Genomic DNA, 23406 nt, shown 5'->3' on the forward strand with positions numbered 1-23406 from the left:
GCGCTCACTGCTCGGCGTCCGCGCGCGGGCCGTGCTCCGGGGGCGGCGTAGTGGCCGCCGCGCCGCCGTGCCTGCCCGATGAATCCCCGTTGGTCTGCGCGAGCAGGTCGCGGATCTCGGTCAGCAAGACCACCTGCGCGTCGTCGGCCTGCTCGACCTCACCGCGCTTGCGCAACGTGTTGTAGGGCAGCACGACGAAGAAATACACGACCGCGGCGATGAGGATGAAGTTGATCGCGGCGGACAGCAGGATGTTCAGGTCGATCGTCTGACCGCCGCCGATGCCGATCTTCAGGGCGCCGACATTGGATTGCTGATTGACGCCGATCCGGTTGATCAGCGGCGTGATGATGCTTTCGGTGAACTTGGTGACCAGCGCGGTGAATGCGGTACCGATGACCACCGCGACGGCCAGGTCGACGATGTTCCCCCGCGACAGAAACTCCTTGAACCCTTTGAACATTGAAGATGTCCTTCCTGGGATTGGACAGAGTTTGCTCCTCGGCTGCTTGGCCAACCGCGGCGGGGCGCTCAGTGCAGGGTGAGGGTGACCGCCTGGCCCAGCGCCGAGCCCGCCACCGTGTTCGCCACGCGGGCCGGCAGCGCCACCAACACTACGCGGTCGCCGTCCGCGCCCTGGATCTTTGGCTTGGCCGACACGAGCACCACGACGGCGTCGGTGGCCACCACCTTGGGGACGGGCTGGGCGGTCTCCGTGGATGCCGCCGGCGCGGCCAGCACGTCGACGACGTCGCCGACGCGGACCAGGTCGATCAGGGCGCTGTCGGCCAGCCGCAGCGGCACGATGCGGGCGCCGGGCCCGGCGGTCACTTCCGCCAGCCGGCTGCCCAGCAACCGGACGTCGGTGAGGACCTCGCCGCGCCTGGCCGGGCCGGCCAGCGTCGAACCCGTCACGGTCCGCACATCGACCAACGACCCATCGGGAATGGTTGTGGCCAAACGCTTTTCGAGGCGAACGTCGTTCGGGGTCAGTGCTGCGCCGGGCCGCAGGTCGTGATCGGCGACCACCACGTCGGCGTAATCACCGGCCGGGTTGGAGCGCAGCGCCGCCAGCCCGGCCAGCACCACGAGGCCGCCTGCGGCGACCCGACGCGCCATGACGGTCCGAGTCCAATCCGGACGCGCCGTCCAGAGGCGGCCGAACAGGCTTGGGTTCAGCGACGGTTCGCGCACGCGGCAACGGTAAGCGCAGCCCGCTCAGGGGCGAATGCCGCCGCCGACGGCGACTGTGGATAACCCGTCAGGCCGACGCGGCCGCGGTGGACGCCGTGGAGTTGGCGCCCGACTTGTCGCCCGACCCGCTCGACCCGGTCGACTTCTCGCTCGACGACGAGCCCGAACCCGAATCGCTCGACGAGGACCCGTTGCTCGAGCCCGTCTTCTTGCCGGACTCCCGGCTGTCGGTGCGGTAGAAGCCGCTGCCCTTGAACACCACCCCGACGGAGTTGAACAGCTTGCGCAGCCGGCCGGAGCAGCGTTCGCAAGTGGTCAGCGCGTCGTCGGTGAAGGCCTGCACGATGTCGAAGCGATCGTCGCACTGGGTGCACTGATAGCTGTAAGTCGGCACGAAAACCTCCGGGTGATTGCAAAGCTTGTTAGCACTCTAGCGTCTCAAGTGCTAGAACCGCCACGTGATGTCACTCATTCCCGAACTGTTACCCGAGGGCGATCAAGCCCCGCCGCGGCGTGAGGGCGTGGGTCATCGCAACGTCGTGCGGCTCGGCGGGTAGCTCGTCCACCAATTCCGCGTCGCGCACCACGGCGACCAGCCGCGCCCCGGGGTCCCGGCCGCCCAGCGATCGGTCGTAGAAGCCGCCGCCACGGCCCAACCGCACCCCGGAGCGGTCGACGGCCAGCGCCGGCACCAGGATCAGGCTCGCCTCGGCGATCGCCGACGCGGGCAGCCACGGCTCCGGCGGCTCGAGCAATCCCCACCGCGCGGAGGTCAGTGTGCCGGGCCGGTATTCGCCCCAGCGCAGGGGCAGCGGCGCGTTGCCGGCGGCGGTGCGCGCAACCGGAAGCAGCACCCGTGCGTACCGCCGCAGCAACGCCTCGACCATGTCGATCGACCCTGGTTCGGCACCCACCGGCACGAAGGCGCACACGGTGTCGCCGCTGCTCACGACGCCGTCCGAGGCTTCCAGTCGCGCACTCAGCATTCGCGCCTCCGCGGCCCGGACGTCGTCGGCAACGCGGCGCCGGGCCGCCTGCAGTTGCTCGCGCAACGCGGCCTTGCCGGTGGTCGCCATGGGACAACCATTGCAGCCCCGTCTTTGCCCGCGCCACATCGACTCGGCAAACGGCGTTCGGGTTATCGTGTGAACAATGTCAAGCCCAAACGTGGTGGTCCCACACACGGCGATCGTGCCCGCTGCCGGTCTTGGTACCCGCTTCCTGCCCGCGACGAAAACGGTGCCCAAGGAGCTGCTGCCGGTCGTCGACACGCCCGGCATCGAGCTGGTCGCCGCCGAGGCGGCCGAGGCGGGCGCCGACCGGCTGGTGATCATCACCTCCGAGGGCAAGGACGGCGTGGTCGCGCACTTCGTCGAGGACCTGGTGCTCGAGGGCACGCTGGAGGCCCGCGGCAAGAAGGCGATGCTCGACAAGGTGCGCCGGGCGCCGCAGCTGATCAAGGTCGAGTCCGTGGTTCAGGCCGAGCCGCTCGGGCTGGGGCACGCCATCAGTTGCGTCGAGCCCACGCTGACGCTCGACGACGACGCCGTGATGGTCCTGCTGCCCGACGACCTGGTGCTGCCGACCGGCGTCCTGGAGACGATGTCAAAGGTGCGCGCGGACTACGGCGGCTCGGTGCTGTGCGCCATCGAGGTGGCGCCCGAAGAGATCAGCGCCTACGGCGTTTTCGATGTCGAGCCGGTGCCCGGCGCCGACCCCGACGTGCTGAAGGTCAACGGGATGGTCGAGAAGCCCAAGCGCGAGGACGCCCCGTCGTTGTTCGCCGCGGCGGGCCGCTACGTGCTCGACCGGGCGATCTTCGACGCGCTGCGCCGCGTCGAGCATGGGGTGGGCGGCGAAGTGCAGCTCACCGACGCGATCGCGTTGCTGATTTCCGAGGGCCACCCGGTGCATGTCGTCGTGCATCGCGGATCTCGACACGACTTGGGAAATCCCGGCGGCTACCTCAAGGCTGCGGTTGACTTTGCATTGGATCGTGACGACTACGGCCCGGATTTGCGGCGATGGTTGGTGGCGCGGTTGGGCCTGGCCGAGAAGTAGCCGGCCGATACCCGGCCAAGCGGGCGCCCGTAGACGGCAGAGAGGCGCGCTGTGCGTTCTGTTGAGGAGCAGCAGGCCCGGATAACGGCCGCCGCGGTGGCTCCGCGGCCCATCAAGGTGGCCATCGCCGAGGCGCAGGGCCTGATGTGCGCCGAGGAAGTCGTCACCGAGCGCCCGATGCCCGGCTTCGATCAGGCCGCCATCGACGGGTACGCGGTGCGCAGCGTCGACGTGCTCGGCGTTGGGGAAGTGGGTGCCGAGAGCCTCGGCGAGCCGCCCGGCACCGAAATCGACGAAGACCGGCGTGAGGGCCTGGTGCTGCCGGTGATGGGCACCATCGAGGCCGGGGCGCGCACGCCCAGCCGGCTGCAGCCCCGCCAGGCCGCCCGCGTGCACACGGGCGCCCCGCTGCCGACGCTGGCCGACGCCGTGATCCCGTTGCGCTGGACCGACGGCGGCAGCACCCGGGTGCGCATCCTGCGGGGGGCGCCGTCGGGGGCGTACGTGCGCCGCACCGGCGACGACGTGCAGCCCGGCGACGTCGCGGTGCGCGCGGGCACGGTCATCGGGGCCGCCCAGGTCGGCCTGCTGGCGGCGGTCGGCCGCGAACGGGTGCTGGTTCATCCGCGGCCGCGGGTGGCGGTGCTGGCCGTCGGGGGCGAACTGGTCGACATCTCGCGCACCCCGGGCAACGGCCAGGTCTACGACGTCAACTCCTACGCCTTGGCGGCCGCGGCCCGGGATGCCGGCGCGGAGGTCAACCGCATCGGCATCGTCAGCAACGACGCCCGGGAATTCCGCGAGACCGTCGAGGGCCAGATCAACCGCGCCGAGGTTCTGGTGATCGCCGGCGGGGTCGGGGGCGCGGCGGCCGAGGCGGTGCGGTCGGTGCTGTCCGAGCTCGGGGAGATGGAAGTCGTTCGCGTCGCCATGCATCCGGGGTCCGTGCAGGGGTTCGGGCAGCTCGGTCGCGAAGGCGTCCCGACGTTCCTGCTGCCCGCGAACCCGGTCAGCGCCCTGGTGGTCTTCGAGGTGATGGTGCGGCCGCTGATCCGCCTGTCGCTGGGCAAGCGCCAACCGATGCGCCGAATTGTCCAGGCGCGCACACTCTCACCGATCACCTCGGTCGCCGGGCGGAAGGGCTACCTGCGCGGCCAGCTGATGCGCGACCAGGAGACCGGGGAGTACCTGGTGCAGGCGCTGGGCGGGGCCCCCGGCGCGTCCTCGCACCTGCTGGCCACCCTCGCCGAGGCGAACTGCCTCGTGGTGGTGCCCAGCGGCGCCGAACAGATACGCACCGGCGAGATCGTCGACGTCGCCTTCCTGGCTCAGCGCGGTTAAGTGCAACGACTCCGCACGCTCGTGAACCTGTTGCGCACCAACGCCCGTCATCCGGGGTGGCCGCTGGACGTGGGGCCGCTGCGCGTTCCGGCCGGCGTCGTCCGGTTGCGCGCCGTGCGGATGCGCGACGGCGCCCAATGGAGCCGCATCCGGTTGGCCGACCGCGCGCACCTCGAGCCGTGGGAGCCCAGCGCCGAGACCGATTGGACGAGCCGGCACACGGTCGCGGCGTGGCCTGCGCTGTGTTCCGGTCTGCGCGCCGAGGCCCGCGCGGGCCGCATGCTGCCCTACGTCATCGAACTCGACGGCCAGTTCTGCGGCCAGTTGACCATCGGCAACGTCACCCATGGGGCGCTGCGGTCGGCCTGGATCGGTTACTGGGTGCCGCGGTCGGCGACCGGCGGCGGGGTGGCCACGGCCGCGCTGGCCCTGGGCCTGGACCACTGCTTCGGCCCGGTGATGCTGCACCGCGTCGAGGCCACCGTGCGGCCCGAGAACGCCGCCAGCCGGGCCGTGCTGGCGAAGGTGGGCTTCCGCCAAGAGGGGTTGTTACAGCGCTACCTCGAGGTGGACAAGGCCTGGCGGGACCACCTGTTGATGGCCATCACGGCCGAAGAGGTGTCCGGATCGGTGGCATCGACCCTGGTTCGGGGCGGGCACGCCAGCTGGGCATGACCGCGCCGCCCCAGCAAGCGGGCCTATCTGTGGCTATCGCGACACGAGTGACTCGTGGTGCTTGTGAGAGCCAAATTACAGGTGTGTAATTGTGCTGGTCACTAAGACCCGGCCGCGCTGGCCAAGCCTCGCGGGGATCGGAACCGAAGAGAGCAGGTCGTCATGCCAAGCATCCCGCAGTCACTGTTGTGGATCTCGCTCGTAGTGCTTTGGCTGTTCGTCTTGGTGCCGATGCTCGTCAGCAAACGAGACGCCGTGCGGCGCACCAGTGACGTGGCCCTGGCGACCCGGGTCCTCAACGGGGGTGCGAATTCCCGCCTACTCAAGCGCAATGGCCCCGCCGCCGGTCATCGCAGCGATCCGGACTGGAAGCCGGCGGAAGGGTCGGCGGAAAGCGAGGTCGACCTCGCCGAGGGCGAGGACGAGGACGAAGAGCACGACACCGAGGAGCTACAGGCCGCGCGTCCCGTCGTCATGAAGCTTGCGACGCCCGAGCGCACCGAGCCCGATTACCTCGACGTCGACGTTGTCGAGGATTCGCAGGCGCTGCCGGCCGGCGTCGCCGCGGCGGTCGAGGAGGAACCCGAAGCCGACGAGGACGACGAGGATTCCGACACCGACGTGGTCGCCCAGCACGGCGACGAAGACGACGAGGGCTACGAGTACGTCGAGGACTCCTCCGGTTTGGAGCCGGACGCCGAAGCCGACGACGAGGAGATGCCCGCGCCGATCCCGCGGAACGCCTCGCGCCGTCGCCGGTTCGACGCGAAGACCGCCGCCGCGGTGAGCGCGCGCAAGTACAAGTTCCGCAAGCGTGTGCTGATGGTCATGGCCGTCGTCCTGGTCGGCACGGCCACGGCCGCGTTCAAGATCTCGCCGACGGCGTGGTGGGCGTGCGGCGCCGCCACCGCCGTGACGCTGCTCTACCTGGCGTACCTGCGCCGCCAGACCCGCATCGAGGAGAAGGTGCGTCGCCGCCGCATGCAGCGGATGGCCCGGGCCCGCATGGGCGTGGAGAACGCCTACGACCGGGACTACGACGTGGTCCCGTCGCGGCTGCGGCGCCCGGGCGCGGTGGTGCTGGAGATCGACGACGAGGACCCGATCTTCGAGCACCTGGACTACGCGATGCCGATGCGCAACTACGGCTGGCCCCGCGACCTGCCGCGCGCCGTCGGCGAGTAGCGCCGGGGTGTTCGGCGGTTCGCGCCGCGGCTGGTAGCCTGCTAGCGATCAGGGGCTATGGCGCAGTTGGTAGCGCGACTCGTTCGCATCGAGTAGGTCAGGGGTTCGAATCCCCTTAGCTCCACCCAGTTTGAGCAGGTCAGGGTTTATGCAGCCGGTGCAGTCAGACGGGGCTTCCTTCGAGTGACCGCGTCTGTCCCAATTACTCGGCGGGGCCGGCAGCCGATGTCGCCGCGAGACCGCCGCCAGCAGCGCCTCTGCACGATGGATGCTATCCGTGGCGCGTCGAATCACGGTGCGTCCAGCTTCCAGCGAGGCCTCGGCTCGTCGCAGCGCCGCTTCTGCTTGCCGGGAGGATGCTGCCCCCCTCCTGCACGTTGCCTCCTGCGAGCGGGAGAAACAGGAAACCATCGAATTGCCGACTTCTCGGTCACCTAAACCGCGCCATCGGCGAAGCCTTTGCCTCCCCGGCGGTGACCGGCGGGTAGCCAAGGCGGGGGTCGCTGGGGTTCCCGGCTTGTCCGGGCTGTTGGCCTGGCCGGCCGACCACCTGACTGAGGCGGCCGATTACTGGGAGACGGTCAGCGAGCGCAGTTATGGCGTCGCGCGTGGCGGGGCGTCGGATCTCACAGCGGCCCGCTCGCGTGTGCGTTACGCCGTGGACGACGGGTGCAGCGCGGGATTCGTTGTCGGTGAAGACCTTTCGGTTCGGGACCGCATGGTTGGCGGCTCGGGCGCGCAGCGGGCCAGCTGCCAGGTGTGCCTCCGGCGAAAGCGCGCGCACATACCGTTGCCGGAGTGAGGAGAAGCTTCTACCAATGAGTCTTCATCCGGTCAGTCAGCTTTACGAATTCACGCCGGAGGTGCAGCCGACGTCCTCGCGACGAAATCCACTCGTCTTTGTGGGCGCGTTGGATGAGGCCGAGTTCATCGATATGCGCCTGTCCCCGCAGCGTTCCCGCGTCGGCGTTCTGTGCGCCATCCAATGGTGCCGTGACTTCGCGGGCTCCAACGTGGCCCTTGTCGTGCTGAACGGCGTAGGAAGCGTCAGCTGGTCCAACGACGACCAGTCGCGTCAGCGGCCTTGGCACGCGCAATACGGCGATTGGGGGCCGAAGCGATCCGCCGGCGCGACGTCTCCGACATGGAGCACCGGCAGTGACGATTCGTGGCCGCTCGATGCGCCTTCGCCACCAGAGGCAGCCGGCGCGGCACCGGGCTACATGCTGCAATTCGGTCGGTTGTCCGTATCGGGTCTAGCCGCTCGAATTTATATCGGACATATCGAGGGATTGGGCGAGGCTCCGCCGGACATGGGGGAGCTTTCCGACGCCGAAATCATCGCGGGATTCCCGCAGTGGTCATCGGTCATGGAAGTCCGCGAGTATTACACGTATCCCTGATTACGCGTTGGAATCGCTGAATTCTCTTACCCGGTCGCGGGTCAGCTCCGAGTCGGCGGCGTGCCGGCGCCCAGGCAGCCGGCGTCTGCGACCCACCCGCTCGTCAATGCGGGCCACGCGGCGACGCTCGGCGGCGCACCATAGCGCTCCGGCGACCGTCCCGAGGACGGCGACCAACACCGTCATCGCCAACCATTCGTAATGTCCGTAAGCCGCGACTGCTGCGGTGCTGATCATCCCGGCCACCCCGACGGCCAGTAGGCCGAGGCCTGGCCACAACAGGTTGTCCTTCATCGTCATGCCGGCGTGCGGCTGCGTGGTCCGGAAATGATCGGTCGGATCGTGATGCCTGTCTCCCATCATCCTCTCCCTCGGTCGTCGGACGAGATTGCGGCATGGTGTTACTCGTAGACACGATCGACGCCGCCGCGAGGTTCGGCTGAGTGGCGAAACTTCGAGTTTGGGGGAGGGGCCGAATGGGGGAAACCTGGCGTAACAACCCTCTTCTTGAGCGGCACGGTCCGGTCTCGGGTTGTTCCTATGGGACTCGGTTCAGCCCCTCCTGCGTCGAGTGTGCCCCGCACAGTGGCCACCGGCTATAGACGGCGCCCCTGAACGTTCACTTCCCGTCGGGATTCTTCGCTTGACGGCTGACGCCGTTACGGGTGTGCGACGAGATACGTTTCGTTGTCCAGCCCGGCGGTGAGTTCCTCGACGTCGAAGGGCCGGTCGAGCCGGGCGTGCAACGCCTTCGGATCGAGCAGCAGGCTGATTTCGACCGTCTGGCGGGCGAACATCCGCCCGATGAGCGGGTAGAGGCGGCGCATGATCACCCGCTCTGGCGCGGTGCATCGCGATGCGCAGTAGCCGACGTGGCCGATCTCGTCGGTGAGGATCTCGCTGTACAGCAGTTCGATTCGCTCGGCGACCTCGGGTTCGTCGGCGAACAGCTCGATGCCGACGCGGCGCAATTCGTCGAACATGACGCAGCCGGCCATCTCGCCGGCGCCGACGAATGCGAAGCTCAGCCGTTCGGGAAGGAACACACCGATTTTGACGAACTGCCGCATGACGAATGGCGGAGGGACGACTTGGAACGTCAGGTCGAAGATGTCGAGCGCGTAAGCGAGCAGGCGGGTGTGGTAGTGCTCTTCCAGTTCGAGGTAGACGTTTTCGGGCGGCAGATTCTGATCGCTGTTGCGCCCGTAGGTTTCGCCGAGCCCGACGCCGAACCGCTCCGCCTGGTTCAGCTTGGCGGTCGCCAACAGGAAGAGCATCTTGCGATCCAGTCCGGCCTCGGGCCGCCTCCGGCGCAAGTTGCGCAGGAACGTCCGTTGGTCGATCGGGTGGGCCGACCGGACGGGGTTCGCTTGAATTTGACCGAAGAACTGCTCGCGCTTCGCCAATCGTCGGTTGAGGAGATCGGCCTCGCCGTCGCGCCTAGCCAGGAACTCGCGATACCCCTGGATGCTCGTGCTGTTCATCGTTTCTCCATTCCGTTGACACTCGTTGACACGTAACGACTTAACAGCGCAGGGTCGTGTGATCCGATGGCGAGCAGCGCAAAGAGGCCGGTGAGAAAGAACATCGCAAGTTCCGCGGCGTCCGCGTCGGACGGGACTTGTCCCGCATCTTGCGCACGGCCGATCGCGCCCGCCAGGAACTGTGCGATGGGGTGCTGCGCCAGCTCTTCTTCAACGGGACGCGACGGCGAGAAATGCAGACCGAGCATGTCGCGGAAAACGGCTGCACCCAAACGATTTTCGGCGTCAAGTATCCGAGATACGACGTCCGACAGGATCGTAGCCAAATCGCCCTCGGCTTCGCCGAGTTCGTCGATGATCCGCCTCTCCTCGTTGCGCTCCAGTTCGGCGAGAACGTGCTCCTTGGTCGGGAAGTGGAAATAGAAGGTCCCCCGCACCACGCCGGCCGCGGCGGCGATCGCGCTCACGTCTGCCGCGGCCAGCCCGCGCTGCCCGATCTCGTCCAGCGCGGCGTCGAACAGGCGCGCCCGGGTTTCCAGGCGCCGAGCCTCCCGTACGCCGGACGGCGCCTGCAGTGACGGCATGGGGGGACCCTACGCCGATTTGCTGACGACCGTCAATGACGGGCGTCAGTCAAATCTGGGGGCGGGTTTCGCCTCGAACGCCTAGAGCTCGCCTACGGGTAGGCCGGCGATTGCCCGCCGCTTGACGCGGGTACTGATCCCTTCGGACGGGCCACGAAACGAAGGGATCGCATGGCGACGCGCGAGGACGACGGCTCCGACCGCCTGTTGCAAGAGCTGCTGTTGGCCTACGGGCCGTGCGGGCAGGAAGCCGAGGTGCGCGCCGTGTGCGCACGCGAGCTGCGGCCCGTCGTCGACGACATGTGGACCGACGACGCGGGCAATCTGATCGGGTACATCGCCGCCACGCTCCCGAGCGACGACGCTGGGCGCGGGTACCGCCATCGGGTGTCCTCGGCGGCCGAACCCGGCGTCGCGACGCGGGTGATGGCGCACATGGACGAGCTGTCCATGCTGGTCAAGCGGGTGGAATCGGACGGCACGCTGCACCTGACCCAGCTCGGGACGATGTACCCCGGCAACTTCGGCCTCGGGCCGGTCGCCGTCCTCGGCGATAAGGAGACGCTGACCGCGGTGCTCACGCTCGGCTCCGAGCACACCACCCAGGAGAGCCAGCGGATCTGGCAGACCAAGCCCGACCAGGGCGATAAGGCGCTGGACTGGGATCACGTCTACGTCTTCACCGGCCGCAGCACCGACGAGTTGCAGGCCGCGGGAATCCGCCCGGGCACCCGGGTGTGCGTCGACCGCAGCAAGCGGACGCTGGTCGATTTCGGCGAGTACCTGGGCTGCTACTTCCTCGACGACCGCGCCGCGGTGACCGCCCTGCTGCGCGCTGCCCGCCTCCTTCGCGAGCGCGACCAGCGACCGGTCGACGACGTCTATCTCGTGTTCACCACCAACGAGGAGGTCGGCGGGGTGGGGGGCACCTATGCCAGCGGGTCCCTGCCGGGGACGCTCACCCTCGCCCTGGAGGTCGGTCCCACCGAGCAGGAGTACGGCACCACCGTCGGCGGCGGGCCGATCATCGGCTACAGCGACGCGCTGTGCGTCTACGACAAGGACGTCGCCGACCGGCTGATGAGCATCGCCACCGAGCAGGGCCTCTCGCCCCAGGGCGCCGTCCTGGGCGCCTTCGAATCCGACGCGTCGCACTCCAAGGCCAACGGGCTGACGCCGCGCGCGGGCCTGCTGTGCCTGCCGACGTTGAGCACCCACGGCTACGAAGTGATGCGCCGCAGCGCGATCGACGAAATGGCGTCGATCATCGCGGATTTCGTGCGGCAGCCCGGCGCGCATGCGCGCGGCGAAGACTAATACGGTCCCAAAATTTGCCTGAACATTGCCTAAGAGCCGCGTGGCGGGCCCGGGCGCGTCGAAATGCCGGGCCTACGGTCGACGGATGAACGTTGACTACTACCTGCAGAAGGTGCCGGTTGAGTCGGTGCGGCCCGGGTTTTCGCTTGCCGTTGAGGCCGGTGGGGACTATCGCCTGTTTCGGGTCGAATGCACGCAGATGACGCAGCGCAGCGGTCAGCCGGTCAGGTTCACGCTCACGTCCGAGCCCGTCGACGGCGGCGAACCGTGGGTCCTGGACTGCGAGGAGGGCACGCCGGTCGTTCGGGTTATCGGCGTGTGCAAGGCGGCCTCCTAGGCCCGTCAGGCGGGCTTCGCGGCGACGACGAACTGCAGCGCGCGCTGGGTCTGCTGCTCGATGTCGACCAGGCCGGCCGACGAGAACAGGTCGACGAAGGCGTGCCGGTCGAACATCGTGAGCCCGATGACGCCCGCGCCGGCCGTCATCGCCCGGCGCACCGCGGCCAGGTCCGGGACGTAGCTGGTGAGGATCGCGATCCGCCCCCCGGGCTCGAGCACCCGCACCATTTCGCGCGCCACCCCGAACGGCTCGGGCATCAGATACAGCGCGCCGAAGCAGCACACCGCGTCGAACGTCGCGTCGGCGAACGGCAGCGCCCGGGCGTCGCCCCGGACGTAACAGGTCTGCGGCGTGCTGTTGTCCAGGACGGCGCGGGTCAGCATCGGCTCGGAGATGTCGAAGCCGACGGCCAAGCCGCCATCCGATAACTGCGCGGCCAGCGATCCGGTGAAATTGCCCGGGCCGCAAGCGACGTCGAGCAATCGCCGCGCGTTCGACAGCCGCAGTGCCGACGCCGCGCGGCGCTGTTCGGCGCGGGTGGTGACGCCGCTGGCGGCGTAGAAGGCGGCCGGGCGCCACAGCCGCTCGTAGACCGTCGCGACGAGCGGGCTGTTCATGGCGCGCTGCGCGAACGTCGGTGCCGGAGAACTCGTCGATTCGCCCAACACGTCGAGGAAACCGTGCCGCAGTGCGGCGGCCTCGGTGAGCAGACCGCGGGTCAATTCGACTGCATCCTGGCTCATTTCATCGCTTTCGTGAGGGGTGGGGCGCCTCGGCGCAATCCGCAGGTGAATCCCGATTTTTCCGTCGATCCGACTGCTACGCTAGGGCTCTTCGTCAGAGATCGATGCATTGGGGTTGGCACGTGGCGCACATTTCGCCGACGATCGCGCGCGTCGGCCGGCTGAGCGGATGACGTCTGCAGTGAATCCCCGGCCCCGAATCCGCGCCCGCGCGCCGCTGCGGATTTCGTTCGCGGGGGGCGGGACCGACGTGCCGCCGTTCCCCACCACCGAGGGTGGCTGCGTGCTGTCGGCGACCATCGACCGCTACGCCTACGGCTCGCTGACCCCGCGCACCGATCGCCGGGTGAGTATCGAGTCAGTGGACTTCAAGACCACCCACGAGATGACGCTCGACAGCGAGATCCTTTACGACGGCAGCCTCGACCTGATCAAGGCCGCCGTGCGGCGTTTCGGCCGCGACGGCACCGACGGCTACGACCTGGTGTTGCGGTCGAGCGCGCCACCGGGTTCGGGGCTGGGCTCGTCCTCGACGATGATGGTCGCGCTCACCGGCCTGCTCGCCGAGCACTACCGGGCGCCGATGGGCGAGTACGAGACCGCCCAGCTGGCCTGCGCCATCGAACGCGAGGACCTCGGCATCGCCGGCGGCATGCAGGACATGTACGCGGCGACGTTCGGCGGATTCAACTTCATCGAGTTCACCGACCGGGTGATCGTCAATCCGCTGCGCGTGCGCGACCAGACCGCGTTCGAGCTCGAGCTCAGCCTGCTGCTGTGCTACACGGGCATCACGCGCGACTCCGGGCGCGTGATCGAGGACCAAACTCGCCGCGCCACAACGGGTGCCGACGACACGCTGGCCGGATTGCGGGCACAGAAGGAACTGGCGGTAGCCATGAAGGCCGCGCTGCTGACGGGCAAGCTCAACGACTTCGGCGCGCTGCTGGGCGAGGCGTGGATCCAGAAGAAGCGCATGTCGCCCTACATCACCAACGAGCGCATCGACGAGCTCTACGACCTGGCGCTGCGCAACGGCGCACTCGGCGGCAAGATCACCGGCGCCGGCGGTGGCGGTTACATCCTGCTGTTCTGCGACTTCACCAAGAAGCACCGCCTCATCGAAAGCCTTGAGTCAGCCGGGGCGACCATCACCGAATTCGCTTTCGAGAGCAAGGGATTGACCACATGGCAGGCATGAGTGGCACCGACGTCGTCCCGCCAAGTGTCGAGCTGGTTCAGGAGCGACTGGCGGACACGATCGCGGTCAAGCAACAGATGCTGTCGGGCGCCATCGCGGCGCAGACCGTCGAGATCGCACGGCTGATGATCGCGTCGCTGCGTTCCGGTGGAAAGGTGATCTTCTTCGGCAACGGCGGATCCGCACAAGACGCGGGCCATCTGGCCGCAGAGTTGATGGGACGCTTCGCATTTGACCGCCCGGGCCTCGCCGCGATCAGCTTGCCGGACGCCACCGCGGCGATGACGGCGATCGGCAACGACTACTCCTACGACGAGGTGTTCGCGCGCCAAGTGCTCGCCGCCGGCCGCGCGGGCGACGTGGTGGTCGGCCTCACCACGTCGGGCAACTCCCCGAATGTCGTCCGCGCGCTGGAGGCGGCCGCCGATGCCGGGATGGCGACCGTGGCGCTCACCGGCGCGCGCGGCGGCAAGGTGGCCGACGTGGCCGAGTTCTGCATCCGGGTCCCCAGCGACAACACGGGACGGGTGCAGGAGGCGTGCCTGCACCTCGGCCACTCGATCTGCGAGATGGTCGAAGCGGCCCTGTTTGCCCGACCGTCCTGAGGCCGTCCCGACCGATGCCCGAATTGCGGAACGTCCGCACCGTCTTCCTGGACCGGGACGGGACCATCAACGTCAAGGCGCCCGACGGCGAGTACATCAGGTCTCCCGACGAGCTGGTCCTGCTGCCCGGCGCGGCGCGGGCGGTGGCCGCCCTGAATGCGGCGGGCCTGCGCACGGTCCTGGTCACCAATCAGCGCTGGCTGTCCGAACCGGCCGCTGACACGGCGCGGTTCGCCGCCGTGCACCAGCGCCTCGAACAGCTGCTGGCCGACGAAGGCGCCCGCATCGACGCCGCCTACCACTGCCCGCACGCCGCGGCCAGCTGCGACTGCCGCAAGCCCGAGGCGGGCATGCTGTTGCGCGCGGCGCGCGAGCACGGTTTCGCCCTGACCGAATCGGTGATGATCGGGGACAGCGATGCCGACGTGCAGGCGGGCCGGGCGGCCGGCGCGGCTACCGTCTTGCTGCGCGCCGGCGGTGGGACGGCGGCCGGCGCCGACGTCGTGGTCGACGACCTCGCCGCCGCGGTGCGCCTCATCCTGGGCGCCAGGGAGGCTAGTCCCGCCTAAACCGTTGCGCCGCAGAGCGAACCACCAACGCCAGCGCGAAGGGCAGGTCGTCGCGCAGGTACCTGCGGGCGAGTCGCCGCGGCTCGAGCGCCAGCCGGTGCACCCACTCGAACCCGAACCGCTGCAACACCGGGGACGCCCGCCGAACCACGCCGGCCGTCATCGCGATGCCGCCACCGCAGGCGAGGAACCACGCGTTGGGCAGTTCGGCGCGCAGCAGTTCGATGAGGCGTTCCTGGCGGGGAAAGCCCAAGCCCACGAAGACCAGATCGGGTGCGGCGGCCACGACGGCGGCGACCGCCCCCCGCGTCCCTTCCGCGGTGCTGTCGAAGCCGAATTCCGGCGAGCAGGTGCCGGCGACGCGCAGGTCGGCGGAGCGCGCCACCAGCGCCGCGGCCGCCCGCTCCGGTACCCCCTGCGCGCCGCCGAGGAGATAGACCGACTTCCCGTCGGCCGCCGCGGCGGCGCTCAGCGGAAGGATCAACGACGAGCCGGCGACGCGCTCGGGCAGCCGGTCTCCCCGGGCCCGCGCCGCCCACACCAGGGGCATGCCGTCGGCGACGACGAGGGACGCCCGGCCGATCAGCTCGGCGAGCTCGGGGCCCCGGGCGGCCGCAAGGGCCACGTCGATGTTCACCGGGACGATCGAGCCGCCGCGGCCGGCGGCCCAGGCCGCGCGCACGATCTCGACGACCTGCCGTTCGGTCAGGGCGTCGAACCAGAGACCGCCCACCTGGACCTTGCGCGGGCTCGTCCCCGTCAGCCTGCGGCCTGCGCTCACCCGATCATCATGCCCCGCGGCGTCGCCGACGGATGCCCTCGACGCGCCCTCCTTGCCGCGGCCGGAACCCAGCCCATAACCTGGGCAACATCCGACCGCGTCCGGGGGTGTCGGGCCTGGCGCGGTAGACGACGGCAACGCAGGCGGGCAGGTCATGGCACAGCGGCGGTCACCGCGACGCGCAGACCCGGGCTGCGATGGTGTGAGCGGCGGGCTATCGCGGTGGCCTTGACCGGCGCGCGAGCGGATGAGCTGGCGGCGATGGACATCTTCGAGGGATGTCCCACCTCCGATCTGGTGCCGTTGGCCGCCGCGTTGCAACCGCTGCGCGCCGCGGCCGGCCAGGTGCTGATGAGGCAGGGCGAGGAAGCCGTCTCGTTCCTGGTCATCTCGTCGGGCATCGTCGAGATCACCCATGTCGGCGACGACGGCGTGGTCATCGTCGAACACGCGTTCCCGGGCATGCTCATCGGGGAGATCGCCCTGCTGCGGCACATCCCGCGGACGGCGACGGTCACCACCGCCGGCCCGCTGACCGGGTGGATCGGCGACAACGACGCCTTCGCCCACATGCTCCACATTCCCGGCGTGATGGAGCGGCTGCTGCGCACGGTGCGCCAGCGTCTGGCCGCGTTCATCACCCCGATCCCGATCCGGGTGCGCGACGGAACGCACCTCATGCTGCGGCCGGTGCTGCCCGGCGACAGCGAGCGGACCGTGCACGGACACATCCAATTCTCCAGCGAGACGTTGTATCGGCGCTTCATGACGCCGCGGCTGCCCACCCCGGCGTTGATGCACTACCTCTCCGAGGTCGACTACGTCGACCACTTCGTCTGGGTGGTGATCGACGGCGACGACCCGGTGGCCGACGCGCGCTTCGTGCGTGACGAAAGCGATCGCAGCGTCGCCGAGATCGCCTTCACCGTCGCCGACGCCTACCAGGGCCGAGGGATCGGCACGTTTCTGGTGAATGCGCTGTCCATCGCGGCGCGGGTCGCCGGGGTCGAAAGATTCTCGGCGCGAATGCTTTCCGACAACCTGCCGATGCGCACGATCATGGATCACTACGGTGCGGTCTGGCAGCGCGAGGACGTCGGCGTCATCACCACCGTCATCGACGTGCCGCACCGGCCCGACCATGGCGTGCGGCGCGACGTGGCCGCCCAGATCGAGCACGTCGCCCGCCAGATGATCGAGGTGGTCGGCTGAGCCCCTTCCGGATCGGCCCGCTGACAACCCCCGCGCTCGCGCTGTTGGTGGCCGCATGCGCCCACACGCCCGCACCCGCTCCGCCGCCCGGGCCCACGAAATCGCCGGCGCCCAAGGCGGTCAACCCGGCCAACATCAAGCGGTTGGTTCGCGAGCTGCCGCCCGGGTACGAGGCGACCACGGGCATCCCCAGCGGGGCGTCGCCGCGAGTGATCTGGAGCCTGGGCCCCGAGGCATTGGACAGCGCGACGAGGCCGCCGCAATGCGCAACGCTCGCCGACCCCGGGAACGGACGCGATCAGTCGGCGCAGGGTGTGTCGGGGTCGGGCAGCGGGGGGATCGTCGACGCGGTGGTGGTGGCTTTGCCGGGCCCGGTTGACCTGCCCGGCGACGTCGTCACCGCATGCGGGCAGTGGACCATGACCGCCGGGCGTGCCACGGCAAGCGTGCGCCTCATCGAGGCCCCGCGCATCGATGGCGCCTCGACCGTCGGCATGGTCGCCGACGTCAAGTCGTCCGTCGAGTCGGGCACCGAGATAGATTCGCGCACATACACATACACGGCCTACCTGGGCAACTACTACGCGTTTACCACGCTGACCACCGACCCGGGTTCGGTGGTGCCCGCGTTGGCACCGCAATTCGCCGCCGACCTGCTCGTCAAAACGGTGTCCACGTTGCGCAGCTGACGCAGCCGCCTTGGGTAGATTGGCCACGATGTTCAAGGAGGCGGTCGCAGTGGCGGCGGTGTGCGTGCTCGCCGGCTGCTCATCCGGGGCGACGACCTCGGCGAAGGTCGACATCAAGAAGGTCGCCGACGTGAAGTCGAGCTTCGGGCCGGACTTCAGGGTCACCGACATCGGTGAGCGCGGGATCGATCCCAAGGTGCTGGCCGGCCACAAGCTCCCCGAGGGGCTCACGTTCGACCCCGCCGGCTGCGCGAAGGCGGCGACCGGCCCGGACATGCCCCCGGACGTGCAGGGCAACATGGCCGCGGTCTCCGCCGAGGGCAAGGGCAACCGGTTCGTCGTCATCGCCATCGAAACGTCAAAAGCGTTGCCGTTCAACGACCCTGGGAAGGAATGCGCCAAGATCGCGTTCTCCGGCCCGCAACTGCGGGGCGGCATGGAGGTGGTCGACGCGCCGCAGATCGACGGGGCTCGCACCATGGGTGTGCACCGCGTGCTGCAGGCGCTGGTGGCGGGCGGGCCCCGCACCGGCGAGCTCTACGACTATTCGGCGCAATTCGGCGAGTACCAGGTGATCGTCACGGCCAATCCCCTCGTGATCCCCGGGCAGCCGGTCGCGCCGGTCGATACGCAACGCGCCCGCGACTTGCTCGTCAACGCGGTGAGGGCGGTCCGCAGCTAGCGCCTCAGCGCACGCCGCGCGGGCGGAACTGGATGCTGATGCGCGGGCCCACCGGCGCCGCCGTCTTGGGCACGGCGTGCTCCCAGGTGCGCTGACAGGATCCGCCCATCACCAGCAGATCGCCGTGCGCCTGGGGCAGCCGCAACGACGGCCCGCCGCCGCGGCGGCGCATGGCGAACGTGCGGGTGGCGCCCAGGCTGATGATCGCCACCATGGTGTCCTCGGAGCTGCTGCGGCCGATGGTGTCGCCGTGCCAGGCCACGCTGTCGGACCCGTCTCGGTAGCAACACAATCCGACCGTGGTGAACGGTTCGCCGAGCTCGCCGGCATAGATGTCGTTGAGGCGGCGCCGCAGCCGGGCCAGCAGCGGGTGGGGCGGCTCGTCGACGGTGAGGTCGTGGAAGCTGACCAGCCGCGGCACGTCGACCACGCGGTCATACATCTGCCGGCGTTCCTCCCGCCACGGGACCGCCGACAACAGGGCGTCGAGCAGGTCGTCCGCTTCGGCGAGCCAGCCGGCGCGGATTTCGATGAAGGCGCCGTCGCCGAGTTGTCGGCGCTCGGTGTGCTGGAACAGGGAGCCTTGTACCGCCATCTCCACGGCACCCAGTCTATCGCACATTCGTTCGATGACCCGGGGCGCGCGGGGGCGTGTGCCCGGACGGGCGGGTCGGGCGCGGCTACGGTTGTGGGTGTGGTCGACCTGGGCACCGATTCCGAGGTGGGAGCGCTGCGCGTCGTCATCCTGCACCGCCCCGGCGGCGAGTTGCGGCGGCTCAACCCGCGCAACATGGACCAGTTGCTGTTCGACGGGTTGCCCTGGGTGGCGCGCGCCCAAGACGAGCACGACCAGTTCGCCGAATTGCTGCGGTCCCGCGGCGTGCAGGTGCTGCTGTTGTCGGACCTGCTGGCCGAGGCGCTGACCCACAGCGGGGCCGCGCGGATGCAGGGGGTGGCCGCGGCCGTCGACGCCCGTCGGCTGGGAGTGCCCCTGGCGCAATCCCTTTCGGCCTACCTGCGGGGGCTGGAGCCGGCCCGGCTGGCCCAGGTGTTGATGGGCGGCATGACGTTCAACGAATTGCCGTCGGACATCCGGACCGACGTGTCGCTGGTGCTGCGCATGCACCAGGGGGCGGACTTCGTCATCGAGCCGCTGCCCAATCTGGTGTTCACCCGTGACTCGTCGATATGGATCGGCCCGCGGGTGGTGATCCCCACGCTGGCGCTGCGGGCCCGGGTGCGCGAGGCGTCATTGACCGATCTGATCTACGCCCACCACCCGCGGTTCACCGGGGTGCGGCGCGCCTACGAGTCGCGCACCGCTCCCGTCGAGGGCGGCGACGTGCTGCTGCTCGCCCCCGGCGTGGTGGCGGTGGGCGTCGGTGAACGAACCACCCCGGCCGGCGCGGAAGCGTTGGCCCGCAGCCTCTTCGAGGACGGCCTGGCGAGCAAGGTGCTCGCCGTGCCGATCGCCCAGCGCCGCGCCCAGATGCACCTCGACACAGTGTGCACGATGGTCGACACCGACACCGTGGTGATGTACGCCAACATCGTCGACACGCTCTCGGCGTTCACGATCGAGCGGACGCCGGAGGGCGTCGCGATCAGCGACGAGGCGCCGTTCCTGGAGGCCGCCGCCAAGGCGATGGAGATCGACCGGCTGCGCGTCATCGACACGGGACTGGACCCGGTCATCGCCGAACGCGAGCAGTGGGACGACGGCAACAACACGTTGGCGCTGGCGCCCGGCGTCGTCGTCGCCTACGAGCGCAACGCGCAGACCAACGCGCGGCTTCAGGACGCCGGCATCGAGGTGCTGACCATCGCGGGCTCCGAACTGGGCACCGGCCGCGGCGGGCCACGCTGCATGTCGTGTCCCGTCGCCCGCGACCCGGTGCGCTAGGCGTCGAGATTGCCGGCATGGTCGTGATTGGCGGACAGTTCACAGCCTTCACGGCAATCTCGATGACGATCGGCTCGCCAACGCGTCGCGTGCCCGTTGAACGATGACGCGGGGCCGGTCCTCGTTGATCACCCTGATCACAGCCCAACCGAGGCGGCTCAACATCTCCGCTCGACGAATGTCTTTGACGTACTGGCTTCTATCGGTGCGGTGCTGCTCGCCGTCGTACTCCACCGCGACCATCGGTTGCTCCCAACCCATATCCAGGTAGGCCACTAGCCGCCCGTCGGTGACTCTGATCTGCGTGGTGGGCCGTGGGAGACCGGCGTCGACCAGGACCAGGCGCAACCAGCTCTCTTTCGGCGATTGCGCACCACCGTCCATCAGGGACAGGGCGACTTGGCATCGTCGGACGCCGCGGGCCCGCTTGTAACGAGCGATCAGCCGAGTCACGTCTAACGGGTCGAGGGCCGTCGCGGCCGACAGCGCGTCGAGTTGGGCAACCGCCAGACCGCGGGGCAGGTGTCGGGCCAGATCGAACGCCGTTCGCGCCGGGTTGGTCACCGGTAGGCCATGGAGTTCGACGAGATCCCCGGGGGCGATATGTTCCCGGCGGACGATGATGCCGGGCGGTGCGTGGTTGAAAGGCCCGATGACCTCTACCGGGACAAAGTCGTCCACCCATTTCGCTCCGTGGAGTGCGGCTGCGGCCCGGCCGGCGATGATCGCCCGTCGACCCGACCACAGCCAGGCGGCGTAGATATTGTCATGCAGCGATGCGCCCGCGTTCTTCGGTACGTATACGTCCCGATGGATTTGGCGGTAATTCCAACGCAATTGACCCCGGGTCAGCGATCCGCGCGCTATTGCTTCGCTCCCGACAAAGACCCGCGCCACGCGCTCATCATGAGCGTCGCCACCGCTGGCCCGTTCACATTGCCGCCATGGTTGTGGACAACGCGATTTGTACAGCCCTCACGGCAATCTCGACGCCGAAAACCTCAGCGCCAACTGGGCAGCCAGATCTCCATGTCCCAGGTCTGCTGCGAAATCGGCAGCCCGGTAAGCACCGGGAACAGCCAGGCGAAGTTGGTCACCACCAAAGCGACGTAACAGCACACCGCGATCAGCCCCAGCGTGCGCCGTTCGGAGCCCCCCATACCGCGGGCGCGGTTCGGCGGGTAGAGGATGTCCCCGCAGATCAGCGCGATCCCCATCACCAGGAACGGTGCCATCGTCGCCGCGTAGAAGAAGTACATCTGCCGGTCGATGTCGGCGAACCAGGGCAGCCACCCCGCGCAATAACCGGTCAGCACAACGGCATAACGCCAATCGCGGCGCACGAATGTGCGCCAGCACGCGTACAGCAGAACGGGCACCGCCAGCCACCACATCGCCGGCGTGCCCACCAGCATCTCCGCCTTGACGCACGATTGCGCACCGCACCCGGACACGTTCTGCTGATCGATCGCGTACAGCACCGGCCGCAACGACATCGGCCAGCTCCACGGCTTGGACTCCCACGGGTGGTAGTTGCCGGCGGAGTTCGTCAGGCCCGCGTGGAATTGAAAAGCCTTGGCGCTGTAGTGCCATAGCGAGCGGATGGCGTCGGGCAGCGGTACCACCGAGTGCGGGCCGATCGACTGGCCCACCTCGTGGCGGTCGATCGCAGTCTCGGAGGCGAACCACGGCGCGTAGCTGGCCAGGTACACCGCGACCGGGATGAGGCCCAACGCGTAACCGGTGGGCAGCAGATCGCGCCGCAACACCCCGAACCAGGGTCGTATCACCTGGTACTGGCGCCGCGCCGCCACGTCGAACGCCAACGACATCACGCCGAAGAACAGGACGAAATACAGGCCGGACCACTTTGTGCCGCAAGCCAATCCGAGCAGGACGCCGGCCAGGAAGCGCCACCACCGCACCCCCAACCGCGGACCCCACACCGTCGCGGTCGCCCGGCCCTCCAGCAGCGCGGCGTGCATGCGCTGGCGCATCTGATCGCGGTCGACGATGAGAGCGCCGAACGCGGCGACCACGAAGAACGTCAGGATGCCGTCGAGCAGGGCGGTCCGCGCGGCGACGAAACTGACGCCGTCGCAGATCACCAGCACCCCGGCGATGGCGCCCACCAGCGTCGAGCGGCTGATCCGCCGCACGATCCGCGTCACCAGCACCACCAGCACGACGCCCAGCAGGGCGCCGGTGAACCGCCAGCCGACCCCGTCGTACCCGAAGATCCCCTCGCCGATCGCGATCAGCTGCTTGCCGACCGGCGGGTGGACCACCAGGCCGAACCCGGGGTTGTCCTCCACCCCGTGGTTGTGCAGCACCTGCCAGGCCTGCGGCGCGTAGTGCTTCTCGTCGAAAACGGGTGTGCCGGCGTCGGTCGGCGACCCGAGATTGAGGAACCGGGTGATCGTTGCCAGCACGGCGATCACGCCCGTGACGACCCAGCCGCGGATGTGGTCGGTCGGCCCGAAGTCGGCCACCGGAACCATCGGCCCCGGGCTGACGACGGGCACGACATGCTCGGGGCCGGCGACCAAGGATTCGCGGGGCGGGGCGGACATCGGTGTCGATCGTAGGCTGTCCGACATGACCACTGGCCGCCTGTTGCTGGCCGCGACCCCGTTGGGCCAGCCGTCGGACGCCTCCCCCCGGCTCATCGACGCCCTCGCCCACGCCGACGTGGTGGCCGCCGAGGACACCCGGCGCGTCCGCATCCTGGCGAAAGCCCTGGACGTGACCATCGGCGGCCGCGTCATCAGCCTGTTCGACCGGGTCGAGGCGGCCCGGGTGGAATCGCTTATCGCCGCGCTGAAGGCCGGGGCGACGGTGTTGGTGGTCAGCGACGCCGGGATGCCGGTGATCAGCGACCCCGGCTTCCGGCTGGTCGCGGCCTGCGTGGACGCCGACCTGCCGCTGACCTGCCTGCCCGGCCCGTCGGCGGTGATGACGGCGCTGGCCCTGGCGGGCCTGCCGGCGGAGAAGTTCTGCTTCGAGGGGTTCGCGCCCCGCAAGAGGGCGGCGCGGCGGGCCTGGCTGGACTCGCTGGCCGACGAGCGGCGCACCTGCGTGTTCTTCGAATCGCCGCGCCGGCTGGCCGCGTGTCTGCGCGACGCCGTCGACCGGCTCGGCGGCGCCCGGCGCGCGGCCATCTGCCGGGAGCTGACCAAGGTGCACGAGGAGGTGGTGCGCGGGTCGCTGGACGAGCTGGCGGCGTGGGCGGACGACGGGGTGCTCGGCGAGATCACCGTCGTGCTGGCCGGCGCCACCCCGCGCGCCGACCTGCCGGCGCTGGTCGAGCGGGTCGAGGAGCTGGTGGCCGGGGGCGCGCGCGTCAAGGACGCGTGCGGCGAGGTGGCCGCCGCGCATCCGGGGGTGCGTTCGCGGCAGCTCTACGACGCGGTCCTGCAGTCGCGCCGCGGGTGAGG

27 protein-coding genes, 1 tRNA gene and 1 pseudogene are annotated in these 23406 nt (G+C 69.3%); 17 read left to right on the plus strand and 12 right to left on the minus strand.

Annotated elements, in window-relative coordinates; all coding sequences use genetic code 11:
• Positions 1-4: 4 nt before the first annotated feature.
• The 4 genes from mscL to A5702_RS25140 form a co-directional block, all read right to left on the minus strand.
• Positions 5-463, minus strand: a complete 459-nt coding sequence (gene mscL, locus A5702_RS25125) for a large-conductance mechanosensitive channel protein MscL (RefSeq protein ID WP_067822104.1) — start codon at positions 461-463, stop codon at positions 5-7.
• A gap of 68 nt (positions 464-531) precedes the next feature.
• Positions 532-1194, minus strand: a complete 663-nt coding sequence (locus A5702_RS25130) for an SAF domain-containing protein (protein ID WP_067822107.1) — start codon at positions 1192-1194, stop codon at positions 532-534.
• A gap of 67 nt (positions 1195-1261) precedes the next feature.
• Positions 1262-1588 (minus strand): FmdB family zinc ribbon protein, encoded by a 327-nt coding sequence (locus tag A5702_RS25135; protein WP_068224731.1) that lies wholly within the window; start codon positions 1586-1588, stop codon positions 1262-1264.
• Between the two features lie 88 nt (positions 1589-1676).
• Positions 1677-2270 (minus strand): 5-formyltetrahydrofolate cyclo-ligase, encoded by a 594-nt coding sequence (locus A5702_RS25140; protein WP_068224734.1) that lies wholly within the window; start codon positions 2268-2270, stop codon positions 1677-1679.
• Positions 2271-2346: 76 nt separating this feature from the next.
• Here A5702_RS25140 and A5702_RS25145 point away from each other — a divergent pair, with 76 nt between their 5' ends.
• From A5702_RS25145 to A5702_RS26575, 7 genes and pseudogenes are all read left to right on the plus strand, one after another.
• Positions 2347-3255, plus strand: a complete 909-nt coding sequence (locus tag A5702_RS25145) for a UTP--glucose-1-phosphate uridylyltransferase (protein ID WP_055402608.1) — start codon at positions 2347-2349, stop codon at positions 3253-3255.
• Between the two features lie 51 nt (positions 3256-3306).
• On the plus strand, positions 3307-4596 hold the full coding sequence (glp, locus tag A5702_RS25150) for a gephyrin-like molybdotransferase Glp (protein WP_055402609.1): 1290 nt from the start codon (positions 3307-3309) through the stop codon (positions 4594-4596).
• 21 nt (positions 4597-4617) lie between these two features.
• The gene (locus A5702_RS25155) at positions 4618-5271 is read left to right on the plus strand and encodes a GNAT family N-acetyltransferase (protein ID WP_197281203.1); all 654 of its coding nucleotides are present in this window, start codon (positions 4618-4620) and stop codon (positions 5269-5271) included.
• 162 nt (positions 5272-5433) lie between these two features.
• On the plus strand, positions 5434-6456 hold the full coding sequence (gene glpR / locus A5702_RS25160) for a gephyrin-like molybdotransferase receptor GlpR (RefSeq protein WP_055402611.1): 1023 nt from the start codon (positions 5434-5436) through the stop codon (positions 6454-6456).
• A 51-nt stretch (positions 6457-6507) separates the two neighbouring features.
• A tRNA-Ala gene (locus tag A5702_RS25165) sits at positions 6508-6580 on the plus strand.
• 426 nt (positions 6581-7006) lie between these two features.
• Positions 7007-7213: pseudogene (locus tag A5702_RS27125) on the plus strand (hypothetical protein); the annotation flags it as partial.
• A gap of 61 nt (positions 7214-7274) precedes the next feature.
• Positions 7275-7859 carry a hypothetical protein gene (locus A5702_RS26575; protein ID WP_156669749.1) on the plus strand — a complete coding sequence of 195 codons (585 nt, stop codon included), beginning with the start codon at positions 7275-7277 and terminating at the stop codon, positions 7857-7859.
• On the opposite strand, the gene usfY is transcribed toward A5702_RS26575, so the two are convergent.
• The 3 genes from usfY to A5702_RS25185 all read right to left on the minus strand — a co-directional run bounded on the left by usfY (position 7860) and on the right by A5702_RS25185 (position 9927).
• A complete protein-coding gene (usfY, locus tag A5702_RS25175) occupies positions 7860-8219 on the minus strand; it encodes a protein UsfY (protein ID WP_231965210.1) in 360 nt (119 codons plus the stop codon). It abuts the gene before it with no gap.
• 299 nt (positions 8220-8518) lie between these two features.
• Positions 8519-9343, minus strand: coding sequence for a hypothetical protein (locus A5702_RS25180; protein WP_068224741.1), 825 nt, complete (start codon positions 9341-9343; stop codon positions 8519-8521).
• A complete protein-coding gene (locus A5702_RS25185) occupies positions 9340-9927 on the minus strand; it encodes a TetR/AcrR family transcriptional regulator (RefSeq protein ID WP_068224743.1) in 588 nt (195 codons plus the stop codon). The genes A5702_RS25180 and A5702_RS25185 overlap by 4 nt, the downstream gene beginning before the upstream one ends.
• 171 nt (positions 9928-10098) lie before the next feature.
• Between A5702_RS25185 and A5702_RS25190 the strand changes: the two genes are divergently transcribed.
• A complete protein-coding gene (locus A5702_RS25190; RefSeq protein ID WP_068224745.1) occupies positions 10099-11244 on the plus strand; it encodes a M20/M25/M40 family metallo-hydrolase in 1146 nt (381 codons plus the stop codon).
• An 85-nt stretch (positions 11245-11329) separates the two neighbouring features.
• Positions 11330-11581, plus strand: a complete 252-nt coding sequence (locus tag A5702_RS25195; protein ID WP_055402620.1) for a hypothetical protein — start codon at positions 11330-11332, stop codon at positions 11579-11581.
• A 5-nt stretch (positions 11582-11586) separates the two neighbouring features.
• Here A5702_RS25195 and A5702_RS25200 read toward each other — a convergent pair whose 3' ends face one another.
• Positions 11587-12327 (minus strand): class I SAM-dependent methyltransferase, encoded by a 741-nt coding sequence (locus tag A5702_RS25200; RefSeq protein ID WP_067822126.1) that lies wholly within the window; start codon positions 12325-12327, stop codon positions 11587-11589.
• Between the two features lie 169 nt (positions 12328-12496).
• Here A5702_RS25200 and A5702_RS25205 point away from each other — a divergent pair, with 169 nt between their 5' ends.
• The 3 genes from A5702_RS25205 to A5702_RS25215 are packed head-to-tail and all read left to right on the plus strand — an operon-like array spanning position 12497 to position 14702.
• Positions 12497-13528: a GHMP kinase gene (locus A5702_RS25205; RefSeq protein WP_055402624.1), complete on the plus strand. Its 1032-nt coding sequence runs from the start codon at positions 12497-12499 to the stop codon at positions 13526-13528.
• A complete protein-coding gene (locus A5702_RS25210) occupies positions 13516-14133 on the plus strand; it encodes an SIS domain-containing protein (RefSeq protein ID WP_197506693.1) in 618 nt (205 codons plus the stop codon). Before A5702_RS25205 ends, A5702_RS25210 begins: the two co-directional genes overlap by 13 nt.
• A gap of 14 nt (positions 14134-14147) precedes the next feature.
• Positions 14148-14702, plus strand: a complete 555-nt coding sequence (locus A5702_RS25215; protein ID WP_068224749.1) for an HAD-IIIA family hydrolase — start codon at positions 14148-14150, stop codon at positions 14700-14702.
• Here the strand turns inward: A5702_RS25215 and A5702_RS25220 are convergent.
• A complete protein-coding gene (locus tag A5702_RS25220) occupies positions 14689-15483 on the minus strand; it encodes a WecB/TagA/CpsF family glycosyltransferase (RefSeq protein WP_231965211.1) in 795 nt (264 codons plus the stop codon). The genes A5702_RS25215 and A5702_RS25220 overlap by 14 nt on opposite strands.
• Before the next feature lie 261 nt (positions 15484-15744).
• On the opposite strand from A5702_RS25220, the gene A5702_RS25225 reads away from it, so the two are divergent.
• Genes A5702_RS25225 through A5702_RS25235 form a run of 3 tightly spaced genes read left to right on the plus strand, consistent with a single transcriptional unit; the run spans position 15745 to position 18066 of the window.
• Entirely contained in the window at positions 15745-16695 is a 951-nt protein-coding gene (locus tag A5702_RS25225; RefSeq protein ID WP_068224806.1) for a GNAT family N-acetyltransferase, read from the plus strand.
• A complete protein-coding gene (locus A5702_RS25230; protein ID WP_068224751.1) occupies positions 16692-17384 on the plus strand; it encodes a DUF5642 family protein in 693 nt (230 codons plus the stop codon). The genes A5702_RS25225 and A5702_RS25230 overlap by 4 nt, the downstream gene beginning before the upstream one ends.
• A gap of 28 nt (positions 17385-17412) precedes the next feature.
• Complete coding sequence (locus tag A5702_RS25235; RefSeq protein ID WP_068224754.1) at positions 17413-18066, plus strand: DUF5642 family protein; 654 nt, start codon at positions 17413-17415, stop codon at positions 18064-18066.
• A 4-nt stretch (positions 18067-18070) separates the two neighbouring features.
• Here A5702_RS25235 and A5702_RS25240 read toward each other — a convergent pair whose 3' ends face one another.
• Positions 18071-18667, minus strand: a complete 597-nt coding sequence (locus tag A5702_RS25240; protein ID WP_197281202.1) for an alpha-ketoglutarate-dependent dioxygenase AlkB — start codon at positions 18665-18667, stop codon at positions 18071-18073.
• An 87-nt stretch (positions 18668-18754) separates the two neighbouring features.
• Between A5702_RS25240 and arcA the strand changes: the two genes are divergently transcribed.
• A complete protein-coding gene (gene arcA / locus A5702_RS25245; protein WP_068224758.1) occupies positions 18755-19969 on the plus strand; it encodes an arginine deiminase in 1215 nt (404 codons plus the stop codon).
• Between the two features lie 48 nt (positions 19970-20017).
• Here arcA and A5702_RS25250 read toward each other — a convergent pair whose 3' ends face one another.
• The gene (locus A5702_RS25250) at positions 20018-20866 is read right to left on the minus strand and encodes a DUF559 domain-containing protein (protein ID WP_068224762.1); all 849 of its coding nucleotides are present in this window, start codon (positions 20864-20866) and stop codon (positions 20018-20020) included.
• A 104-nt stretch (positions 20867-20970) separates the two neighbouring features.
• Positions 20971-22542: a dolichyl-phosphate-mannose--protein mannosyltransferase gene (locus A5702_RS25255; protein WP_068224766.1), complete on the minus strand. Its 1572-nt coding sequence runs from the start codon at positions 22540-22542 to the stop codon at positions 20971-20973.
• Positions 22543-22567: 25 nt separating this feature from the next.
• On the opposite strand from A5702_RS25255, the gene rsmI reads away from it, so the two are divergent.
• On the plus strand, positions 22568-23404 hold the full coding sequence (rsmI, locus tag A5702_RS25260) for a 16S rRNA (cytidine(1402)-2'-O)-methyltransferase (RefSeq protein WP_068224770.1): 837 nt from the start codon (positions 22568-22570) through the stop codon (positions 23402-23404).
• Positions 23405-23406: the final 2 nt, after the last annotated feature.

Origin of the sequence: Mycobacterium sp. E3339 (assembly GCF_001666915.1) — a bacterium.
In the GTDB taxonomy this organism is placed as follows: domain Bacteria; phylum Actinomycetota; class Actinomycetes; order Mycobacteriales; family Mycobacteriaceae; genus Mycobacterium.